The 18563-nt window shown below is 39.5% G+C and carries 14 protein-coding genes and 1 pseudogene; 7 read left to right on the top strand and 8 right to left on the bottom strand.

Annotation, left to right across the window (positions count from 1 at the left end; genetic code table 11):
- Positions 1 to 138: 138 nt before the first annotated feature.
- The 5 genes from FPK91_RS04500 to FPK91_RS04480 all read right to left on the bottom strand — a co-directional run bounded on the left by FPK91_RS04500 (position 139) and on the right by FPK91_RS04480 (position 7466).
- The gene (locus tag FPK91_RS04500) at positions 139 to 3246 is read right to left on the bottom strand and encodes an efflux RND transporter permease subunit (RefSeq protein ID WP_144208583.1); all 3108 of its coding nucleotides are present in this window, start codon (positions 3244 to 3246) and stop codon (positions 139 to 141) included.
- A complete protein-coding gene (locus tag FPK91_RS04495; RefSeq protein WP_144208580.1) occupies positions 3243 to 4595 on the bottom strand; it encodes an efflux RND transporter periplasmic adaptor subunit in 1353 nt (450 codons plus the stop codon). Before FPK91_RS04495 ends, FPK91_RS04500 begins: the two co-directional genes overlap by 4 nt.
- Position 4596: 1 nt before the next feature.
- Complete coding sequence (locus FPK91_RS04490; protein ID WP_144208577.1) at positions 4597 to 5265, bottom strand: TetR/AcrR family transcriptional regulator; 669 nt, start codon at positions 5263 to 5265, stop codon at positions 4597 to 4599.
- A gap of 331 nt (positions 5266 to 5596) precedes the next feature.
- Positions 5597 to 6754, bottom strand: a complete 1158-nt coding sequence (locus FPK91_RS04485; protein ID WP_144208574.1) for an iron-containing alcohol dehydrogenase — start codon at positions 6752 to 6754, stop codon at positions 5597 to 5599.
- Between the two features lie 25 nt (positions 6755 to 6779).
- Complete coding sequence (locus tag FPK91_RS04480; RefSeq protein ID WP_144208571.1) at positions 6780 to 7466, bottom strand: type 1 glutamine amidotransferase domain-containing protein; 687 nt, start codon at positions 7464 to 7466, stop codon at positions 6780 to 6782.
- 212 nt (positions 7467 to 7678) lie between these two features.
- On the opposite strand from FPK91_RS04480, the gene FPK91_RS04475 reads away from it, so the two are divergent.
- From FPK91_RS04475 to FPK91_RS04450, 6 genes and pseudogenes are all read left to right on the top strand, one after another.
- The gene (locus tag FPK91_RS04475) at positions 7679 to 8596 is read left to right on the top strand and encodes a LysR family transcriptional regulator (RefSeq protein WP_144208568.1); all 918 of its coding nucleotides are present in this window, start codon (positions 7679 to 7681) and stop codon (positions 8594 to 8596) included.
- A gap of 653 nt (positions 8597 to 9249) precedes the next feature.
- Complete coding sequence (locus FPK91_RS04470) at positions 9250 to 9678, top strand: DUF2057 family protein (RefSeq protein WP_144208564.1); 429 nt, start codon at positions 9250 to 9252, stop codon at positions 9676 to 9678.
- Positions 9679 to 9915: 237 nt separating this feature from the next.
- The gene (locus FPK91_RS04465; protein ID WP_144208561.1) at positions 9916 to 11106 is read left to right on the top strand and encodes a class I SAM-dependent rRNA methyltransferase; all 1191 of its coding nucleotides are present in this window, start codon (positions 9916 to 9918) and stop codon (positions 11104 to 11106) included.
- 770 nt (positions 11107 to 11876) lie between these two features.
- Positions 11877 to 14273 (top strand): fatty acid cis/trans isomerase, encoded by a 2397-nt coding sequence (locus tag FPK91_RS04460; RefSeq protein WP_227006685.1) that lies wholly within the window; start codon positions 11877 to 11879, stop codon positions 14271 to 14273.
- 283 nt (positions 14274 to 14556) lie between these two features.
- A pseudogene (locus FPK91_RS04455) lies at positions 14557 to 15032 on the top strand (NAD(P)/FAD-dependent oxidoreductase); the annotation flags it as partial.
- A gap of 90 nt (positions 15033 to 15122) precedes the next feature.
- Positions 15123 to 15311 carry a hypothetical protein gene (locus FPK91_RS04450; protein ID WP_144214140.1) on the top strand — a complete coding sequence of 63 codons (189 nt, stop codon included), beginning with the start codon at positions 15123 to 15125 and terminating at the stop codon, positions 15309 to 15311.
- Positions 15312 to 15366: 55 nt separating this feature from the next.
- Here FPK91_RS04450 and FPK91_RS04445 read toward each other — a convergent pair whose 3' ends face one another.
- Positions 15367 to 15735, bottom strand: a complete 369-nt coding sequence (locus tag FPK91_RS04445; RefSeq protein ID WP_144208558.1) for an acyl-CoA thioesterase — start codon at positions 15733 to 15735, stop codon at positions 15367 to 15369.
- Between the two features lie 1204 nt (positions 15736 to 16939).
- Between FPK91_RS04445 and FPK91_RS04440 the strand changes: the two genes are divergently transcribed.
- Positions 16940 to 17338: a PliI family lysozyme inhibitor of I-type lysozyme gene (locus tag FPK91_RS04440; RefSeq protein WP_144208555.1), complete on the top strand. Its 399-nt coding sequence runs from the start codon at positions 16940 to 16942 to the stop codon at positions 17336 to 17338.
- A gap of 156 nt (positions 17339 to 17494) precedes the next feature.
- Here FPK91_RS04440 and FPK91_RS04435 read toward each other — a convergent pair whose 3' ends face one another.
- On the bottom strand, positions 17495 to 17839 hold the full coding sequence (locus FPK91_RS04435) for a hypothetical protein (protein WP_144208552.1): 345 nt from the start codon (positions 17837 to 17839) through the stop codon (positions 17495 to 17497).
- Between the two features lie 230 nt (positions 17840 to 18069).
- Entirely contained in the window at positions 18070 to 18498 is a 429-nt protein-coding gene (locus tag FPK91_RS04430; protein WP_144208550.1) for a CBS domain-containing protein, read from the bottom strand.
- Between the last annotated feature and the right edge of the window lie 65 nt (positions 18499 to 18563).

Genomic DNA, 18563 nt, shown 5'->3' with positions numbered 1-18563 from the left:
CCATTTTTAAAAAAAGCCCTAGCAGTGAAATCTGCTAGGGCTTTTTGTTTGGTCATCAATTTAAGCCACTCTTATAAGCCAATTTACAATTAACTTCACAAAGCAGGGAATAACCACTCGGCTATTTCCTGCATTGGATTATGCTTCTAAATCTTCATGCTTATGGACTAAGTTAAAGTCAGCTAAAACGGCATAAGCACATGGGATAATAAACAACACCAACAATGTCGATGTAAATATGCCAAACACAATCGAAATAACAATCGGTTTAACGACCTGCGCTTGCAGTGATGTTTCTAGCAACAATGGCAGTAGACCGGCAGCGGTAGTCAATGATGTTAAAAATACCGCTCTGAATCTGTCACGACTGGCTTTAACTACCGCTTCTTGAATGTCATCGCCTATATCTACATGGTGCCTGATATATTGCACCAATAAGATGGAGTCATTCACCACAATTCCGGCTAAAGAAACAAAACCTAGAATAGATGGCATTGAAAGACTATGACCAGTAAGTAGATGTCCCCAAAATACGCCTATAAGCGCTAAAGGAATGGCTAGCATGACAACAAAAGGTTCTAAGTAGCTTCTAAATTGAAAACTGAGGATGGCAAACAGACCAAATAGCCCAATGATGAAACCTTGTACGAAAGAGGCGCCAGTTTTAGCAGTCTCTTTGGCGGCTCCTTCATAATCCACTTTTAATCCTGGGTATTTTTGGCGTAACTCATTGGCAAATTCATTTTGCACTTTGGCTACTATTTCACTTCCATTAGCTTTTGAATTATCAATGTCAGCCATTACAGTCACTGTACGTTGGCTTTCAATACGCTGAATACGCACGTAAGAGCGTTCATAATCCAGTGTGGCTACTGCACTTAAGGGTAACTGACTGCCATCTGCTAGCATGATAGGGAAGTTAGCTAATGCTTGAAGATCGCCTGCTTGCTGTTTGTTTAATCTTACCTGAATTTCAATGTTTTCAGGACCTGATTGCACATCATCCGCTGTTTGACCAAAGTAAGCCGCACGAAGTTGTGATGCAACCATCTCACCATCAACACCATAATTTTCAGCGCCATCTTTTAATTTAACCAGTACTTCTTCTTTACCTGGTCGCATGTCATCTAAGATGCCGTTAACGCCTGAAAATTGGCTTAGATATGATTGTAAGTCAACAGAGGCGAGCTTTAATGTGGCTAAGTCATCATGTTGTAATCGCACTTCAACATCACGACCAGCAGGTCCCATGGCTGGTTGTTTAAATACCAGCGAGATTGGCTCGGCTATATCACCACTGGTGTTTCGCCATGCTTCAATTAAATCATCAATTAAGGTCACACGGGTTTCAGCTGATAATAAATCCAGCCTTACAGTGGCGACATGTGGTCCTTTCTCACCCGCGTCGGCATTAACGTTATATTGCTCTGTGACATAGCGGATCAGATTTGAATCTTCGTCATTTTGTTCTGTTAACTCATTACCCACCTTATTAGCGGCGGTGACTAATTGGCTTACTACCTGTTTAGTTTGAGCTAGGGTTGAACCTGGAGGAAGGATAATTCTTGCTTCTGCAATATCGCCATCAAGCTCAGGAAAACCAACAAACTTAACCGCGCCCCCAGCGACTAAGGCAAAAGACAACAATAACCCGCCTAAGGTTAATCCAAGACTGGCGTAGCGCCATTTGACAACAAAAGTGACGGCATTAACCAAAGTGGTATTTCTAAAGTGTTCAAACTTTTCGAGGAAAACTCGCTTAAATTTAAGCGGTGGTCGCTCATTCTTGTTTGATTTTAATGAATGGCTCAAATGATTCGGTAAAATTAAAAATGCTTCAATTAAACTGACACTCAACACCATGATCAATACGAGAGGGACAACAGACAGAACATCACCCATTTGTCCGTCTAGCCATAATAAACTGCCAAAAATAAATACTGTGGTTAAAAATGAAGAAAATACTCCAGGGGCAACTTTTTTAACCCCTTGGCTCACAGCTTCATTAATAGGGAGTCCTTTTTCAACATGGGCTGCCACTGACTCAGCTATCACAATGGCATCATCCATCATAATGCCAATGGCCATTAATAAGCCTACAAGGCTCATAATGTTAATCGATACGCCAAACATGCTCATCAAGAATAAGCCACCCATAAAGGCCACTGGTAAGCCTGCAGACACCCAAAATGAATAGCGAAGAGAGAAGAATAACCACATTGAAAAAAACACCAATATGATACCTTGCCAACCATTGCGAAGTAGCATCGAAAGCCTGTCTTGCAGCAGTGAAGACATGTCATTCGTGAGCGTTAATGTAATTCCGTCAGGCGCAATGAGACGTTCTTCTTCGATAAATTCTGTGACTCTAGATTTTATTCTAAGGGCATCATCCGCTTTGTTTTTCTGAATTTTAAGCATGGCAGCAGGCTGACCATTAAAAATAGTATGTTCTTCTTCTAACTCAAATAAATCTTCAATTTTAGCAATGTCACCTAATCTAACTATGCCACCCTCAGGGTTAGATGAAATAATGAGTTTACTGAGGTTTTGTGGCGTAATCTGTCGTTCATCAAATCGAATGAGTAAGTTTTTATCCGATAATTCAATACTGCCAGTAGGCATTTTGATGTTTTGTCTGCCCACTTTGTCGGCTATTTCGGCAACAGTAAGGCCCAAGCGGCGCATGTCAGCTTCATTTAACTCGACTCTAATTTGGTGGTCAGAAAAGCCTGTTACTGTCACTAAACTGACGCCAGCTTCAATCTTTAAACGACGTTTTAAATCTTCTGCATAGGATTTAAGATGCGGTAAACTCGCATCGGCTGCGATGGCGATATCAACCACAGGTTCTGCCCAATCGAGTTCTTTGACCGTTGGCGGGTCAATTTGTGCAGGGAAATCTTTAATAGCGTTAATTTCAGTTTGAATATCCACTAAACTACGGCCAATATCAGCTTCTCCATTGAGTTTTACTGTAAGAGAAGCAAACCCTTCTTGAGCGTCACATTTAACCTCTTCAATATTGCTCAATCCATCAATGGCATCTTCCATACGCAGACAAAGGCTTTCTTCTACTTCAGCCGGAGATGCGCCAGGATAGACAACACTGGCAATAACATAGGGTGGACTGAATTCTGGAAATGTTTCGCGTTTAATATTGCCAATACTGCTTATTCCCATCACAAAGAAAGCCAACATCATTAAGTTGGCGATAGTGGGATGGCGAGTGAAAAAATTAATCACTGTGCTAGCTCCTCGTCATTGAGGTTCTTTTCAGCAGTTTTATCGATTGATAGGCGCAAACTCATGCCATTAATCGCTGGGATTAAGTCATTGATAACTAGGCTATCGCCTTGGTTTAACTGTCCTGCTGTAGAGGCTGCTTTGATAGCCACGCCGTTGTCGGTTCTGAACAGGACTTCAACTGTCTGAATAGCCAGATTATTGTCTTTGTCCATGATATAAACCTGATCGCCATGTAAGGCTTTTTCAGGAATAATAAATTGTTGAGAAGGGTAGCCTTGGATATATGCGGTCACAAACATGCCATTAGTTAAGGGCGGTTTATTCAATAAATCCATGTTGCTGAAATCTTGTTCTACTTCTAAGTAAAAGCCGATAGTGGCTTGATCTGGATTGATGGTATCCGCAACACGTGTCAGTTTTGCTTGCCATTGGTGTCGTCTTTTACCCATGCTAACGCTAATGGCACTGTCAAAATTGACTTGCTCGATTGAAGGTAGTGAGTAGGTATCTCTTGGTAATGTACTGATCGAGTTTATTAATGTTTCTGCATCTAATAATGAAAGTTCAGCCTTGATTTCAACAGCACCTAATTGATGGGCTTCAAATAAAATTGCGCCATTAGTCACTGCTTGTGCTTGTTCAATATTAACTGCGGCGATTCGAGCATCAAATGGCAAGGTAAAACGGGTGTTATTCAGCTGGCGCTGGGCATCTTCAAGTAGTGCTTTATTAACGTTAACTTGCGCTGCTGTCACTTTTTTATCGTCAGGTATTAAACTCAAGCTACTGGTTAAGTCTTGAATTAAATTTCGTTGCGCCAGCAAAGCTTGTTTCTGGGTTTCTAATTCAGATTTAGAAATCAGGTTCTTTTTATTTAACGATTGTTTACGTTTGTATTCTTGATCTACTAAGCTCAGACGTTGCTGCTCAATTTCGATACTTGATTGTAAGTTAATTTCTTTAAGACTTAATTGCACCAGCTGCGCTTGGGCAGAATTATAATTTGCCTCAGCCTGGGCTAATTTTAAGTCATATTCTAATGGGTCAATAGACAGCACCAAAGTACCCGCTTTAATCAATCGTCCCGTTTCAAGTTCTGGATGGCGAAAAATAATTTTACCACCGACCTCGGCTATACCCTGCCAAGTATGTTTTGGCGCAACCCGTCCATAGGCTTTAATAATCGGCTTAACTTCTTGCTTATCCAGACTCATCACTTCTACAAGTCTGGATTTGTCGTGGTTTGGTTGTAAATCTGGTGACGATCGCAATGAAATCGCAGCAATGAAAATGATAATCCCAGCGATTATTCCTGGAAATACATAGCGTCTTTTTAACGGGGTCATGTTAAGCGTCCTGACTTGGTTGTGATTCATTGGCAATAAGCCCATGACGTAAAAGTTGAGTATTGTGTTTGGCTAATTGCTGTAAGAATTCTGCTGAAGTATCAATATTCATTGCCTGTTTAAGCAAGTTTGGCATTAAAAATGGAAATACCATTAAGCTGATAAAACTCATTTTGGCACACATAGGATCAATACCTGATTGTAATTGGTTTTGTTTATCCATTTTTTCAAAAATATTTAAACGTTTGCTAGGAAATAGTCTGAGTAAACTAGCTTGGAGTTCTTTATTTATGTCTGTTGGAGGTAAACTTGCTGTTCGAAAGATTAACTTTGGGAAATCAGGGTTTTTACTCATTATTTCATAATAGGCTAGTAATATTTTCTCGGGAGAATCGTGTGAAGATGACTGATTAGAATTTGATAGTTGTGAATGAACTGGCTCAATGGTTTCTCGAAGCATTTCAGTAAATAGGCCCATTTTAGATTGAAAATAGTAACGTATTAAACTTGCATCCACTTTTGCTTCTGCAGCAATGGCGCGGATTGATACCTTTTCATAATCACTATCGACAAATAACTTTCTGGCCGCATCAATCAGCGAGCAACGGTTATCTACTTTAATGACAGGTCTGCCGACAGGCTTTTTTAATGGTATTTTGTTAGCTGTCATATAGAGAATTCCGCTGTTTTGAGCTAGAAAGAATCAGTTAATTCATCAAGTGTAGAATAGGGTAAAGCAATGTTCCTTATTCAGTTAGCGAAATAATTCCTCAATATTCATCATTTGATGAATTTGTTTAACTTGATCACATTTATGCTTGCCTGAATAGGCTTTTTGGCGTTTGGAATACGTATTTGTGAAGTGTATATTTTTGTGGGGTTCTAAGTAGAATGTGAAAAAGGCTAGCAATGCTAGCCTTTTAAAGGAGATGGAATTCAGTTCGATTTATTTATCTAGTCAATATCCATTATTACAGTGCTGTAGTTAAAAGTGCTGTGGTTTACAGTGCAGTAGTTAAAATCTCACGGCTAACTGCTAAATCAATATCACCATGCTCGCCAAGTTTAGTCATGCCATGGCTTTCAAGTGCTGCAACTAATACATCAACTTGCTCTGCACCAACATCAATATCACTTAAGCGTGTAGGGACTTGCATTAACTTAAAGAAGTTTTCGGTAGCCTCAATAGCTTGATCAATTTTTTGCTCATCGCTACCTGTTGTAATACCAAATACACGCTCAGCATACTGAACTAATTTTGCATGTTTTTGCTCACGTCGCACTTTCATTACCGCAGGAAGCACGATTGATAAGGTACGCGCATGATCAATACCATGTCCTGCTGTTAATTCATGGCCAATCATATGTGTAGACCAATCTTGTGGTACACCCGCGCCAATTAAACCGTTAAGTGCCATAGTCGCAGACCACATAATATTGGCTCTGATCTCTAAATCATCTTTAGTTTCAGCAGTTAAGGCTTTAGGGCCTTCTTCAATTAAGGTTTGTAATAAACCTTCACTGAAACGATCCTGTACTTTACCGTTTACATCGAAGGTTAAATACTGCTCCATAATGTGGATATAAGCATCAACAACACCATTACCAATTTGACGGTCTGATAAAGATAAGGTTACAGAAGGATCAAGCACTGCAAATAACGGACGTACTAATGGGCTGCCAAAAGGCAATTTATTACCATTACGAGTAATAACAGATCCGCCATTTGATTCAGAGCCCGTTGCAGGTAAGGTTAATACCGCACCGATAGGTAATGCTTGCTCAATTTTGGCGCCTTTAGCGACGATATCCCAAGGATCATCTCCTTCAAATAATGCTGCAGCAGCAATAAATTTAACACCATCAACAACCGAGCCACCACCGACAGCAAGCAAGTAATCGATTTTTTCAGCTTCAATGATGGCTTGTGCCTTCATTAACGTATCGTATTGTGGGTTAGGCTCAATACCTGAAAATTCAAACCAAGTGTGATCTTTCAACGCATCAGACACTTGCTGATAAACGCCATTTGACTTAATTGAGCCGCCGCCATAAACCACTAATACTTTAGCTGAGATTGGTATTTCTTTAGTAATGGCGCTAATTTGGCCCTCACCGAAATGAATTTTAGTGGTATTTTGAAATGTAAAATTTAGCATGAGAAAGTCCTAAATATCTAATTGATTACGCAGTAATCTGAGTCACTAATTTTTGAGCTGTCAATGATGAACTTGCAGGGTTTTGACCTGTAATAAGTAATCCATCTTGAACTGAAAAAGCGTGCCAGTCAGCGGCTTTTTGATAATCAGCTTGACGTTTTATTAATTCATCTTCGAGTAAAAATGGCACGATATCTGTTAGTTGTACTGCATCTTCTTCACTGTTAGTGAAACCTGTTACTGCCTTGCCTTTTACAAGATATTGATCGTCTTGTTTGGCGTTAAGTAAGGCTGCTGTTGCGTGACATACAGCTGCAACAGGCTTGTTTTGTTCAATAAACGATTCAATTAAGCTGATTGAAACTGGGTTGTCAGTTAAATCCCATAGCGGACCATGGCCGCCAGGATAGAAAACCGCGTCATAATCATCAGCGTGTATTTCACTTAAAACATTGGTGTGAGCCAGTACCAATTGTGCCTGAGTGTCTTCATCAAAACGCTTTGTGGCTTCTGTCTGGAAATCTGCTAACTCACTGGTTGGATCTATCGGTGGTTGTCCACCTGCTGGTGAAGCAATGGTAATTTCCAAACCGGCATCTAAAAATACATAATAAGGGGCAGCAAACTCTTCTACCCAAAAACCGGTTTTCTTACCTGTGTTACCAAGTTCATCATGAGATGTTAGAACCATTAATACTTTTTTCTGAGTCATTTGAAATACCTTTTAATTTTATCGTTATTTACCGACGTTAATCGCCATTGTAAAAAATACATCTTCTTATGTGATAGGAGAGTGACCTCCTTCACGAAACTGCAGACAGTATAAATCTAATTTCAATTCTGACAATGCAGATAAATTTGACTTCATTGTTTGAATAATTGATACAATGAGGCATTGGTATCGATAGTCGGGTAATTAGATTAATGAATGTCTCATTTGAGCAATTGAAAAGCATGGTGGTGTTTGCCCAAGTTGTTGAGCAGGGCAGTTTAAGTGCTGCAGCAAAACATATTGGTCTTTCAAGGGCTGTGGTGAGCTATCACATTAAAAAGTTAGAAGCGCATCTAGAAGTCAGATTACTTAATCGTTCCACCCGCAGTATTAGTTTAACGGAAGAAGGTGATGCCTATTATCAATCCTGTAAAGTGATTGCTGAACAAGCTAACTCGGCTAATAAACAAATCGAAAACATGAAGAATGAACCGATAGGGTTGATTCGGATAACTTGTCCAGTTAATGCCGGGCTGGAAACGATTGTGCCTGCACTGAATGAATTTAAAACCTTATACCCTAAAATTGAACTGGATGTGATGTTAACCGATGAAATTGTCAATATTATCAATCAAGGAATCGATCTTGCTATTCGTGGTGCGCCGCTAGTTGATTCAGGATTACAAGCAACTAAGTTATGTGTTCTTCAAACCTGTTTATGTGGCTCGCCCGATTATTTTGAAAAATTTGGCCGACCAAAATCTCCGGCAGATTTATCAAGTCACGATTGGGTTATTTATAAACCTCAGAAAAAAGTGATAAATTTAAAGAAAGGAACCCGTTCTTTCAGTATTGAAATGAAAGGGTCTATTAGCACTAACAATGCTTCAGCACGTACCGCTTTCATTGAAGGTGGGCATGGTATTGGCAGAGTGCCAACTTACGATGCTTGGCCTAAGGTAAAGAAAGGGAGTTTAACCACAGTATTGGACGACTATCAATTAAGCGATATCACCATTTATGGCGTATTTCCTCCGGGAGCAACAGATTCTAAAAAAGTACGCTTGTTGCTAGACTTCTTAAAAGCCTACTTCGAAAAGCAGTTGCGAAAAATGGAATTGTCGTTTTAGTTTTCTTGTTTTAGTTTATAGAGATGTGCATATGTAATGATTAAACAGTAACAACCAACGAAAAAGCTCCATGCTGCTATGACATACGCCATATCATGAAATGTAGGATATTGTTTGTAAAAAACAAAAACATAAGCCCAAAAAAATACTGATACCAGTACAAGAACACAACTGCCCCCTAAGACGGCTTTGTTACAACAAAAACCACGGGTATCTTTCTTTGGTTTACAACTTAAACATTGATGTTGGGCTGTAGAAAGTTCACAACTACAATACAAACACTTGAACTTGCTGTTACCGACTTGTTCCATTATTGCATACCACCCATATCAAACTCTTTAAAACATTTCTTATATTTATTTTTGTAAGTTTTACACTTTAGAATTATAGATTCTTTGAATTCAATCAATAAAAGTTGTAAAAATTATAAAATCATCAAAAAAATGTTGTTTATTATATTTTTTGTTGTGTGTTTTAATGTTTATTTAAAACAGTGAGTTATTTTCGACGATGAACTAATTTTATTAACTGGTTTTAGTAATTATATTCATAAAAAATATTTATATGAAATTTTTTATATTGCTGCTAGGTCTATTAGATTGAATATTATGAAAATGAATTTAAATGGAATGTTTTAATTAACGGAGTCGATTATGAATACTACCATGACCTTAACTGCTGCAATGAGCATACTACTAGCAAGTTTTACTGCACAATCTTCAAGTCTTACGTTTCATGATGATCTTGATGTAGATAGTGTAAATGGTGTTGTCATTGAGTTTCAAAGAGAAGTTAGCCTTAACCAGGGGCTGCAATTACTCGAGATAAGCTATAGTGATTTATTCCAAGATAATGCCGATGATTCAGGTCATTGGGTAAAATCAGAACCGCTGTATTTACAACTGAATGTGGAAGGTAATGACAATTTACATTTAACCTTACCTGAATTTTATTCTGCAGATGATGCGAAAGATTTCTTACAAAACCCTGTTATATCATTAAGTAAAAATGGTAGTAACACTAAAGATATTGCCTTGCTTAGTCAGTCTCAATTATTTACTTTGTTGTTGCTCGAAAAATAATAAAATATATCTTGATATTTAATTAATGAATTATTTAATAAATATTTTCAATCATTATTAAATAAAAACACTATTTATTATAAATAGTGTTTTTCTGCGCCTACTTAATTATTCAACTTCAAACAACCTGAAAGCTCACATTTTTCTCTAACGAATTGACTATAAAAAAGGATTGTTTCTTGCGTTCCTTTGAGAGGATCCTTATCATCCTGATCCCAATTTGAAAAAGGCAACATCATGGCTATCAGAATCAAGCTTAGACCAAAGCGTGAGAAATCACTTGAACGCAAACACCCTTGGGTATTTGCCAGTGGTATACACAATATCAAGGGAAAACCAGAAGCTGGTGAAACAGTTGATGTTGTTGCCCATGATGGTCATTGGTTAGGTCGTGGTGCATGGTCGCCTGAGTCACAAATTCAAGTGCGCGTTTGGACATTCGATAAAGAAGAACAGATCGATAGAGACTTTTTTGTACGCCGCATTCAAAGAGCTCAGGCTGGCCGTGAAGCGTTAATCGCAGAGCAAGGTCTTACGGGATATAGACTTGTTGCTGCTGAGTCTGATGGCTTACCAGGGGTCACTATTGATAAGTATGCCAATGTCTTGGTTTGTCAGTTGCTCAACACAGGTGCAGATTACTGGCGTGATACGCTTGTGAGTGTACTTGCTGAACTTTATCCTGATTGTGCTATCTATGAGCGCTCTGATGTCGATTCTCGTAAGAAAGAAGGCTTACAGCCAGTTACGGGCTTATTGCACGGAGAACTACCAGAAATGCCGGTTATCATCGAAGAGAACGGCATTAAAATCGCGGTAGACGTCACAAAAGGCCACAAAACAGGTTTTTATCTCGATCAACGTGATAACCGTAATATTGCAGCTAAATTCGTTAAAGGTAAGTCAGTCCTTAACTGTTTTTGTTATACCGGCACATTTGGCCTGTATGCAGCAAAAGGTGGCGCATCAAGTATTGAAAATGTCGATGTTTCAGCTTTAGCATTAGAAACAGCTAAAAAGAACATGGAAATTAATGGTTTTAATGATGACCATGTTAATTACCATGAAGCCGATGTGTTTAAGTTATTGCGTCAGTACCGTGAAGAAGGCAAAACCTTCGATGTGATCGTGTTAGACCCACCTAAATTTGCCGATAATAAAGCGCAACTAAATGGTGCGTGTCGCGGCTATAAAGATATCAATATGATTGCGATGCAGTTATTAAATCCAAATGGGATTTTGCTGACGTTCTCTTGTTCTGGTTTAATGCCTGCAGATTTATTTCAAAAAGTCGTGGCTGATGCAGCGTTAGATGCGAATCGTGATGTGCAGTTTATTGATCGCTTAAATCAAGCTAGCGATCATCCTATTGGCAGTGGTTTTCCTGAAGGTTTCTACTTAAAAGGCCTAGTTGCCAGAGTCTGCTAAATTTGCACCATTTGCGCTAAAGCTTGCTTCAGGGCAGGGGATTTGAGGCTACCTACGGGTAGCTTTTTTATGCTAAAAATAAACTGAACTAGGCAGATTTTAAAGTCAGGTGTTTGTCTTCACAGCTTCACAGCTTCACTCCTTCACTTTGCGCCATAAGATAGATTCAACTAAACAATAAAAAGTAAGACTTTTTATCAACCCTCACAGGTCTTTTCACTTAAAAAGACGCTAAAGATTGAAGTTTATCTTTGGTAAAACCTAGGCTATAGCTAATGCGTAAAACCCTATCACTTACATAACACTCGTTTATGCCTGGGTTCGCTCTCTGATGAGCAGCTCAATTTAACTAGGCTATTGCTGTGTTTATTGATAGCACAGTATAACTAGACTACTTTTAGGCTAGGTTTTGTGGTTCTTACTCTAGGTGTATTCGAGATTAATTGATATTGAACTAGCTTGTTAGGCCATATAGGTGCATATTCAATAAACTCACCCCAAGTGATTGAAGAAGTAGACAAATTACTCGCTATGACAGGGCATGATGAGATAGAGATAACTCATTGGTGACAAGCCATAGCAACCCAAGCAGCAAAGGCTAATCTCAAATACAAAATATTTCTAATCAAATTCATTTCTTATCATTGATTAATTTAATCGCTGAATGAGATGGGAAAGATTACTCCTGAAGCCACAGCAAATTTTTTGCCACAAAGCCATCACTAATCATTTGATGTAAACGCAACAAACCATGAGGTTGCCAATTGACTATGTATAATTTATTTTTGAAGTACTACAGCAGCACAATGGTAATTTTTCTTTGTGTTATCTTGTCTGGTTGCGCGATTTTTGTGGGTTTTAATTACGATAAGTTATACGGTAAAGCGCAGCCCCAACAGCGCATGGTAGAAACAAACTCAGTTCAGGCTCAAAGCTATATTAATGATGTTAAACCTATAATCGATAACCGATGTGTTGTCTGCCACGCTTGTTACGATGCGCCTTGTCAACTTAAGATGTCATCCGCTGAAGGTATAGACCGTGGTGCGAATAAAGATAAAGTGTACCAAGGTACGCGGTTACTTTCTGCAAATACTACTCGCATGTTTCTCGATGCCCAAACAACGGCGCAATGGCGTGATAAAGGCTTTACTCCAGTACTGAATGAACGCTCACAATCACCTGCAGCCAATATACAAGCCGGTGTTATTGCGCGAATGCTACTGTTAAAACAAAGCCATCCTTTACCAACAGAAGACATACTTGATGACTCGTGGGACTTCTCCCTTGATCAAAACCAACAGTGCCCATCAATTGAAGAAATGGACAGCTATGAAGAGGACTTCCCTAAATGGGGGATGCCTTATGGCTTACCGCAAATATCAAACAATGAAAATAATATCTTGCTGCAGTGGCTTGTGGATGGAGCACCAATGACAGCTGTCGCTCCTCCTTCAAGCAATGAACTTACAGCGGTGCAGAAATGGGAAACATTCCTTAATAAAAAATCATTAAAACAACAACTATCAAGTCGCTATATATTTGAACATTTGTTTGTTTCACATTTATATTTCGAGAACAAGGAAATTGGCCCGCAAGGGGTACCCACTTTTTTTAAATTGGTTAGATCGAAAACCGCCCCTGGAGAAGTCATCGATGTCATCGCAACACGTCGACCTTACGATGATCCAAAGACAGATTCTTTTTACTATCGCTTAGAGCAAGTGCGCGAAACCATTGTCGATAAAACACATATGCCATATGCACTTAGCGATGAAAAGCTTAAGCGTATAAAGTCATTGTTTATTGAACCCAATTATACAGTTAGCGCTTTACCAAGCTATAAACCATCAGTTGCTGCAAATCCGCTTATCGCCTTCACAGAATTACCTGTAGAGGCGCGCTATAAGTTTATGCTCGATAATGCGCAAAATACCATTATGGCGTATATAAAAGGCCCGGTATGTCGAGGACAGCTTGCACTTGATGTTATTAATGACAGATTTTGGGTATTTTTTGTCGACCCTGATATGTCTAACCTCTCACAATTAAATGAATTTTATCGCTCACAGGCCGACAACCTGACACTTCCTGCTGAGCAGGAAAGCAATACTTTGCGACCGGTTAGTAATTGGATTAAATATGCTAGACAACAGGGCCGCTTTCTTCGGGCTAAAAATGCATTCTTGGAAGAAGAATTCGAAAATAATGAGCACTTAACGACTCAGCTAATTTGGGACGGCAATGGTACGAATGCTAATGCTAGCCTAACGGTATTTCGCCATTTTGATAATGCATCAGTCGTGAAAGGCTTAATCGGTGAGCAACCTAAAACCGCTTGGGTTATCAGTTATTCGTTATTAGAGCGCATTCATTACCTGCTTGTGGCTGGTTATGATGTCTATGGTAATTTTGGCCATCAATTAATTACTCGCATGTACATGGATCTTCTTCGCATGGAAGGTGAGTCGAACTTTTTAACCTTGTTACCAACGAAAAACCGTCACCAAGAGCTTGCTGATTGGTATCAAGATGCAAGTCTGTATTTAACAGATCATCTTGAAGGCAATATCAATGAGTTCAGTAAACCCACAGAAGTTATTTATACGACAAACGACCCTAAGCATGAATTATTGCAAATGCTCAAGCAGCGAGTCGCAAAGGTAACGCCAACCCGTTATGCACTTGAGTCAACCCAGCTTTCAGATGAGAGTAAGGCGCACCTTCAAAGGATTAATCATCTACAAGGGGAAAGTGCATCTATATTCCCTGAACTTACTTATATTGTGATTGAAGCTGCAGATACCTCTGTTGAACCTCAGCTTTTCACCCTAATAAGAAACAGTGCCCATAAAAACATCTCTAGCTTATTTGATGAAGAATCCAACCGGCTATATAAACGCGATAATGTGACACTGGTTAACGGCCTACTTGGCAGTTACCCCAATGCTTTTTGGCGCGTAAAAGAAGCGCAGCTACCTGCATTAGTCGCTCAAGTACTCAAGGTCAAAACCAATGCTGATTACAAAAGCTTATTAGATAGCTATGGCGTTCGAAGAACTGACCCTTCTTTTTGGGCATTTAGTGACATATTGATGACGCAATACAAAAAAAATCATCCAATAGATGCAGGCATACTTGATTACAATCGAATTCAAAACAGATAATCATATTAGCGATGAAAGATAATTGGCTTCAATATTACTAGTATTCTTGTATATGATTTTAAAATAATTTAACTGTTGTTTACGAGAGATTTGTTATCAATTTAACTCATCATTTTGTTTGAGTGGCCAAGGGGGAATGGCCACTCATTTAGAATCGAGAGAGCTTATTTTTGGACATTTCCAAGTTAGGAATGCGTGTAATACTAAAAACTTTCAAATAACTTTTTCTATATCAAGAGTGTGTTCAACTAAATGTTAGTGGCCAAATTCACTAAGCCACTACATCTGGTCAACAGGAGTTAAAGCACCTGACTTTTTAAAGGAGATTGGCGGGTTAGAGAGTAACCATATCAATCAAGTGATGGTGCTGCTTGCCCCCAAGAAGATGGCAGCTGGGTGCCACCCCGAGGCCAATCTGCACGCCAGATGGCACTGATGACGGCAGACAATATTAAGCTATTGTTAGCATGAAAACCGGCATCAAAAAACTATGTCTATAAAGATCTCGCCGCACTCGCCGCACTCGCCGCACTCGCCGCACTCGCCGCACTCGTCAACCTGTCAAAATTCCGCACCGTTGGTAATTTAATGTCGTTCATTGGCGGCGGCGTCATGGTTGAGGGTAAGATTGCACGCTTTGTTTACACCTCGTTATACAGAAGACACCTTATTGAGCTATACGGTCCAGTGAAAGGGACTTTGCTCATGCTCGCAAAAGGTATTAGCCGCATAATTCATCCGCACCTAAAACTGCACTAAGCCTAAGCTGGATCCAATTAACAATTGCTGGCATAGTGCCAGCAATTATCTAATAAATGGATCGATACAGTGAGATTACCCGCTTTAATAATGGTGCTCGCCACAATAACCACTGTCAGCGCTTGTGCAGAACTTCAAGATACTGGCCGCCAGATCGGTGAAACGACCAAAGAGGTCACCACTGACATTGGTCATGCAACACGAGATGCTACTCGCGCTATCGACCATGCATCCCGCGATGCCGTTAACTCCGTAAAAGATGACCTCAGTGAAGATTGAACCAGTATAAAGGCCTCCCGAAGAACCGCGTTATAAAACAGTTTATCTATCTTTATTAGGCTGCGTTGGCGCGCATACCATGTGGCTCAGGTAATCCCTGTTCATTCACATGGATAAATACCATTTTATCTATGCGCACAATCGGGGCATGGGTGAGTTTATTACGCACTTGGCACGCAACGACTATTGAGCTTGACCCATAACTGATAAGCGACAAGCCAAATTCAATAACATCTCCCTGACGCGCTGGCGTCATGAAATTCACTTCTGATATTAACTTAGTGACTAGGCTCGAACTCTTCATCTGGCAGCCTGCAAAAATAGCAGCCTCTTCGTCAATCCAACTTAAGAGTTGGCCACCGAATAATGAATTAGCAGGGTTTAAATGCTCAGGTTTAATAAATCGTCGACTATAAAACTTCATAATGTTGCCTCTTAACTTTACTTGATAATACCTCTAAAGGAGTAGCAACTAACGCGCCAACTATATTAGCTGTATTTTTCAGCAACTAAGCATTAACCACATAGATTCATCGCCAGACAATGCACATTAATAACGCCTACTTGCACCGAAGTGAATCGCCTGCTGTGTTTTCAGTCAGCTGTTAAGCAGTAAAACTGACACAAAATCATCGCCGTATCGTCATGCTGATACTTGTAGTGGCCGACAAAAATTGGCCACTATTTTGTAAGTGATCTAACTTCAACCAAGTGTCTATCATTAGATGTAATAATCTGATTGGCAATAACGCGTAACGCACTTTGGGGCAGAAACGAGTTACCAGCGCCAGGTTCAAACTTCATTCATATTGGAACAATTACAGCAGACTATCACTTCAATCTAATCCATTGCCTGCCGCAGGCTTTTATGCAGATACATCCAAGACACGCCGTAAACACATCCATGTGGGCTCTGCGAAAACAAATAACATCCATATTAAACTGCCAGTTCGGCATCCATGCCTCTCGCTCAGAGCGTTTCACACTGTGAAACTTCGCCATGTTTTCGAAGGTCTTGAACGCATCTACATTGGGATTATTGTCTCTTCGATTTGACTGCATTCGTGGCAATAACAAGAGCAAAGTTAGAAAATGTATAACATTAAAAGCCTAAAAGGCTCAATTTGAATTGAGGTCATCGAGAAAAGGCCGTGAGCTTGGCATGGATGCCAAGCTAGCTTTCGTTAGGCCACGGATGGCCTATTGGAAGCGATAGGGCTTTTCGACAATTACCGAAGCAGTCTACAAACGAAGTCAGAAGCTGGATCAATCCCCGTCGAAAATTATGCGCTTTTCAGCATTTTTCGTTGGGGGTGCTGAGGGATTGTTAAGGGGGACAAGCACTTTCCCCCTTGACTCTGGTGTGGGCGAAGCGCCACGACGTTAATCCAAACGAAGTTTGGAAATACTTAAAGAAAACTTGCGATTTATAACTAGTATAATTGAAGACCACGACGTTGATTTATTCAACATGGCAAACTAGATTTGGGTAATAAACGCTTTAGCAAGCTAATCCCAGTCATCAAAAGTAAGCTAGAAAGTTGCTATCTAGCTTGTAAGGGACAAGGTTGCTCTAAGAAATTTGAGTAACTGCTATCGTTAAGTTTGCTGACCAATATATAGGTGACATGATGAAATCGAAACTACTGATGTTATTAAGCGCGATGTTGTTGCTCATTGCTAGTCATTCCTATGCTGAGGATGGTTATCAGATAAACACATCAACCAGCAGCACGTTTATTAAAGCGTATCCACTTGATAATAATCAAAGCCTAGTGATTGCAGAAGGGCGGCTTGAACCACGCTCAATCGGTACTATTAGTATTAAATTATATGCTGACTTGATAGTGGGGGACTTTATCGATGGGCTTATCATTTCCCGTGATGGAACAATTTTGTCTGTTGTTATTGATGAGTCTGAATCACTTCAGAAAATCACCATCACAACGGTGACAGCAGGCAGCGGTAGCTATAAAAATGTACACCTTGTTTGCATCAGTAACAACACGCTATCTTTATGCAAATAGACCATAATCCAATATTGTTGCAGATTGATAAGCCATACGAGTTGTTAAACAATAAAAGCCACTTAAAGTGGCTTTTATTGTTTAACGAGCTATATTTTGCGAAATCTAGTTTAGCAACGTTTCAAGTCAGGAGGCGAAGGACAAGATAACAAGTCTCTAACTCAGCCAGTAAAGCCCTAAGCTTGCTAAACAAGCCAGTAATACACCTGATTCAAAAATGACTTTACTGCTTAACAGCCTCGCTTTACCTTGTTTTAAATTGGCAATTAATTCGTTTTGTTTGTATACCCGACAGGTGAGTTGTTCTGTTTGGGGATCAATAAGCAACTGCAACATGCAAGGTTTGCCATTTTGTAGCTTAATTTGGTGAGTGCTACGCGGACCGAAATTAATTTTACTTGATACCACTTCATCGTTGATTAATACTCGCTCAAAGCCGTTCCAGTCGCTGGCATGCAACTCAATTCTTTCTTGGTTTAGCTGATATATAAAACTTGTCATAAGCTTCTCCTTGGCTTGTTAAGCTACCTAAAGATAAGCAGAGAAATGTGACATTTTCCAGTCAATGAAATGAAGTTTTTTTGAAACCGAGGCTATGTATTTGTTGAGGTTGATAAATATATTTTTGTTGTTTTAAAACAACTAAAGTGGAAAAAATAACGATGAGCTTTTTAGTCTTTAAGTGTTAATGTTATAGATTACTGTATTTAATTCAGTACCTTACCCGTTGGTCACTCAACAGGCACGACTTCACCAAGGTGACAGTAATGCGCTAAGAGATCACGCCAACTAATAATGCCTACAAGCTGTTTGTCTTTTAACACAGGCAGGCAGGTTATCCCTTCAGTTAAAATGAGCTTGGCTGCTAAATCTATCGATAAATCCGGTGCAATGACAATAGGTTCGTGTGACATCACTTGGTGTACGCGTTTTTGCAAAGTATCGATATCTCGGGTTAGCTCTGCTGCGGTACCAATATTGGGGCTAATAGCATTAACTAAATCTTTTCTAGAAAGAATGCCTGCCACTTTATTGTCTTCATCCAAAACCACCAAATGATGAAAAGGTACATTATCGAAAATTTCTTTCGCTGTGTTCAGTCGATCATCCATATCGATTGTCACAACTCGTGGGCTCATTATTGTTTCAATTGTTTTCATGGCATTTTCTCCCTGTATTTAGTTACTTATATCAGACAATTGAAGTAACACCAAATATGCTGGGC

The sequence above is a fragment of the Shewanella donghaensis genome (assembly GCF_007567505.1).
In the GTDB taxonomy this organism is placed as follows: domain Bacteria; phylum Pseudomonadota; class Gammaproteobacteria; order Enterobacterales; family Shewanellaceae; genus Shewanella; species Shewanella donghaensis.
This window is presented reverse-complemented; position numbering and strand designations above follow the sequence as displayed.

What these genes read in the sequence shown, in the direction of transcription:
- FPK91_RS04445 (WP_144208558.1), bottom strand. Translation starts at nt 15,735, where the DNA reads ATGAAGTTTTATAGTCGACGATTTATTAAACCTGAGCATTTAAACCCT.
- FPK91_RS04490 (WP_144208577.1), bottom strand. Translation starts at nt 5,265, where the DNA reads ATGACAGCTAACAAAATACCATTAAAAAAGCCTGTCGGCAGACCTGTC.
- FPK91_RS04495 (WP_144208580.1), bottom strand. Translation starts at nt 4,595, where the DNA reads ATGACCCCGTTAAAAAGACGCTATGTATTTCCAGGAATAATCGCTGGG.
- FPK91_RS04430 (WP_144208550.1), bottom strand. Translation starts at nt 18,498, where the DNA reads ATGAAAACAATTGAAACAATAATGAGCCCACGAGTTGTGACAATCGAT.
- FPK91_RS04450 (WP_144214140.1), top strand. Translation starts at nt 15,123, where the DNA reads ATGGTGCTCGCCACAATAACCACTGTCAGCGCTTGTGCAGAACTTCAA.
- FPK91_RS04480 (WP_144208571.1), bottom strand. Translation starts at nt 7,466, where the DNA reads ATGACTCAGAAAAAAGTATTAATGGTTCTAACATCTCATGATGAACTT.
- FPK91_RS04485 (WP_144208574.1), bottom strand. Translation starts at nt 6,754, where the DNA reads ATGCTAAATTTTACATTTCAAAATACCACTAAAATTCATTTCGGTGAG.
- FPK91_RS04465 (WP_144208561.1), top strand. Translation starts at nt 9,916, where the DNA reads ATGGCTATCAGAATCAAGCTTAGACCAAAGCGTGAGAAATCACTTGAA.
- FPK91_RS04460 (WP_227006685.1), top strand. Translation starts at nt 11,877, where the DNA reads ATGTATAATTTATTTTTGAAGTACTACAGCAGCACAATGGTAATTTTT.
- FPK91_RS04435 (WP_144208552.1), bottom strand. Translation starts at nt 17,839, where the DNA reads ATGACAAGTTTTATATATCAGCTAAACCAAGAAAGAATTGAGTTGCAT.
- FPK91_RS04475 (WP_144208568.1), top strand. Translation starts at nt 7,679, where the DNA reads ATGAATGTCTCATTTGAGCAATTGAAAAGCATGGTGGTGTTTGCCCAA.
- FPK91_RS04440 (WP_144208555.1), top strand. Translation starts at nt 16,940, where the DNA reads ATGATGAAATCGAAACTACTGATGTTATTAAGCGCGATGTTGTTGCTC.
- FPK91_RS04470 (WP_144208564.1), top strand. Translation starts at nt 9,250, where the DNA reads ATGAATACTACCATGACCTTAACTGCTGCAATGAGCATACTACTAGCA.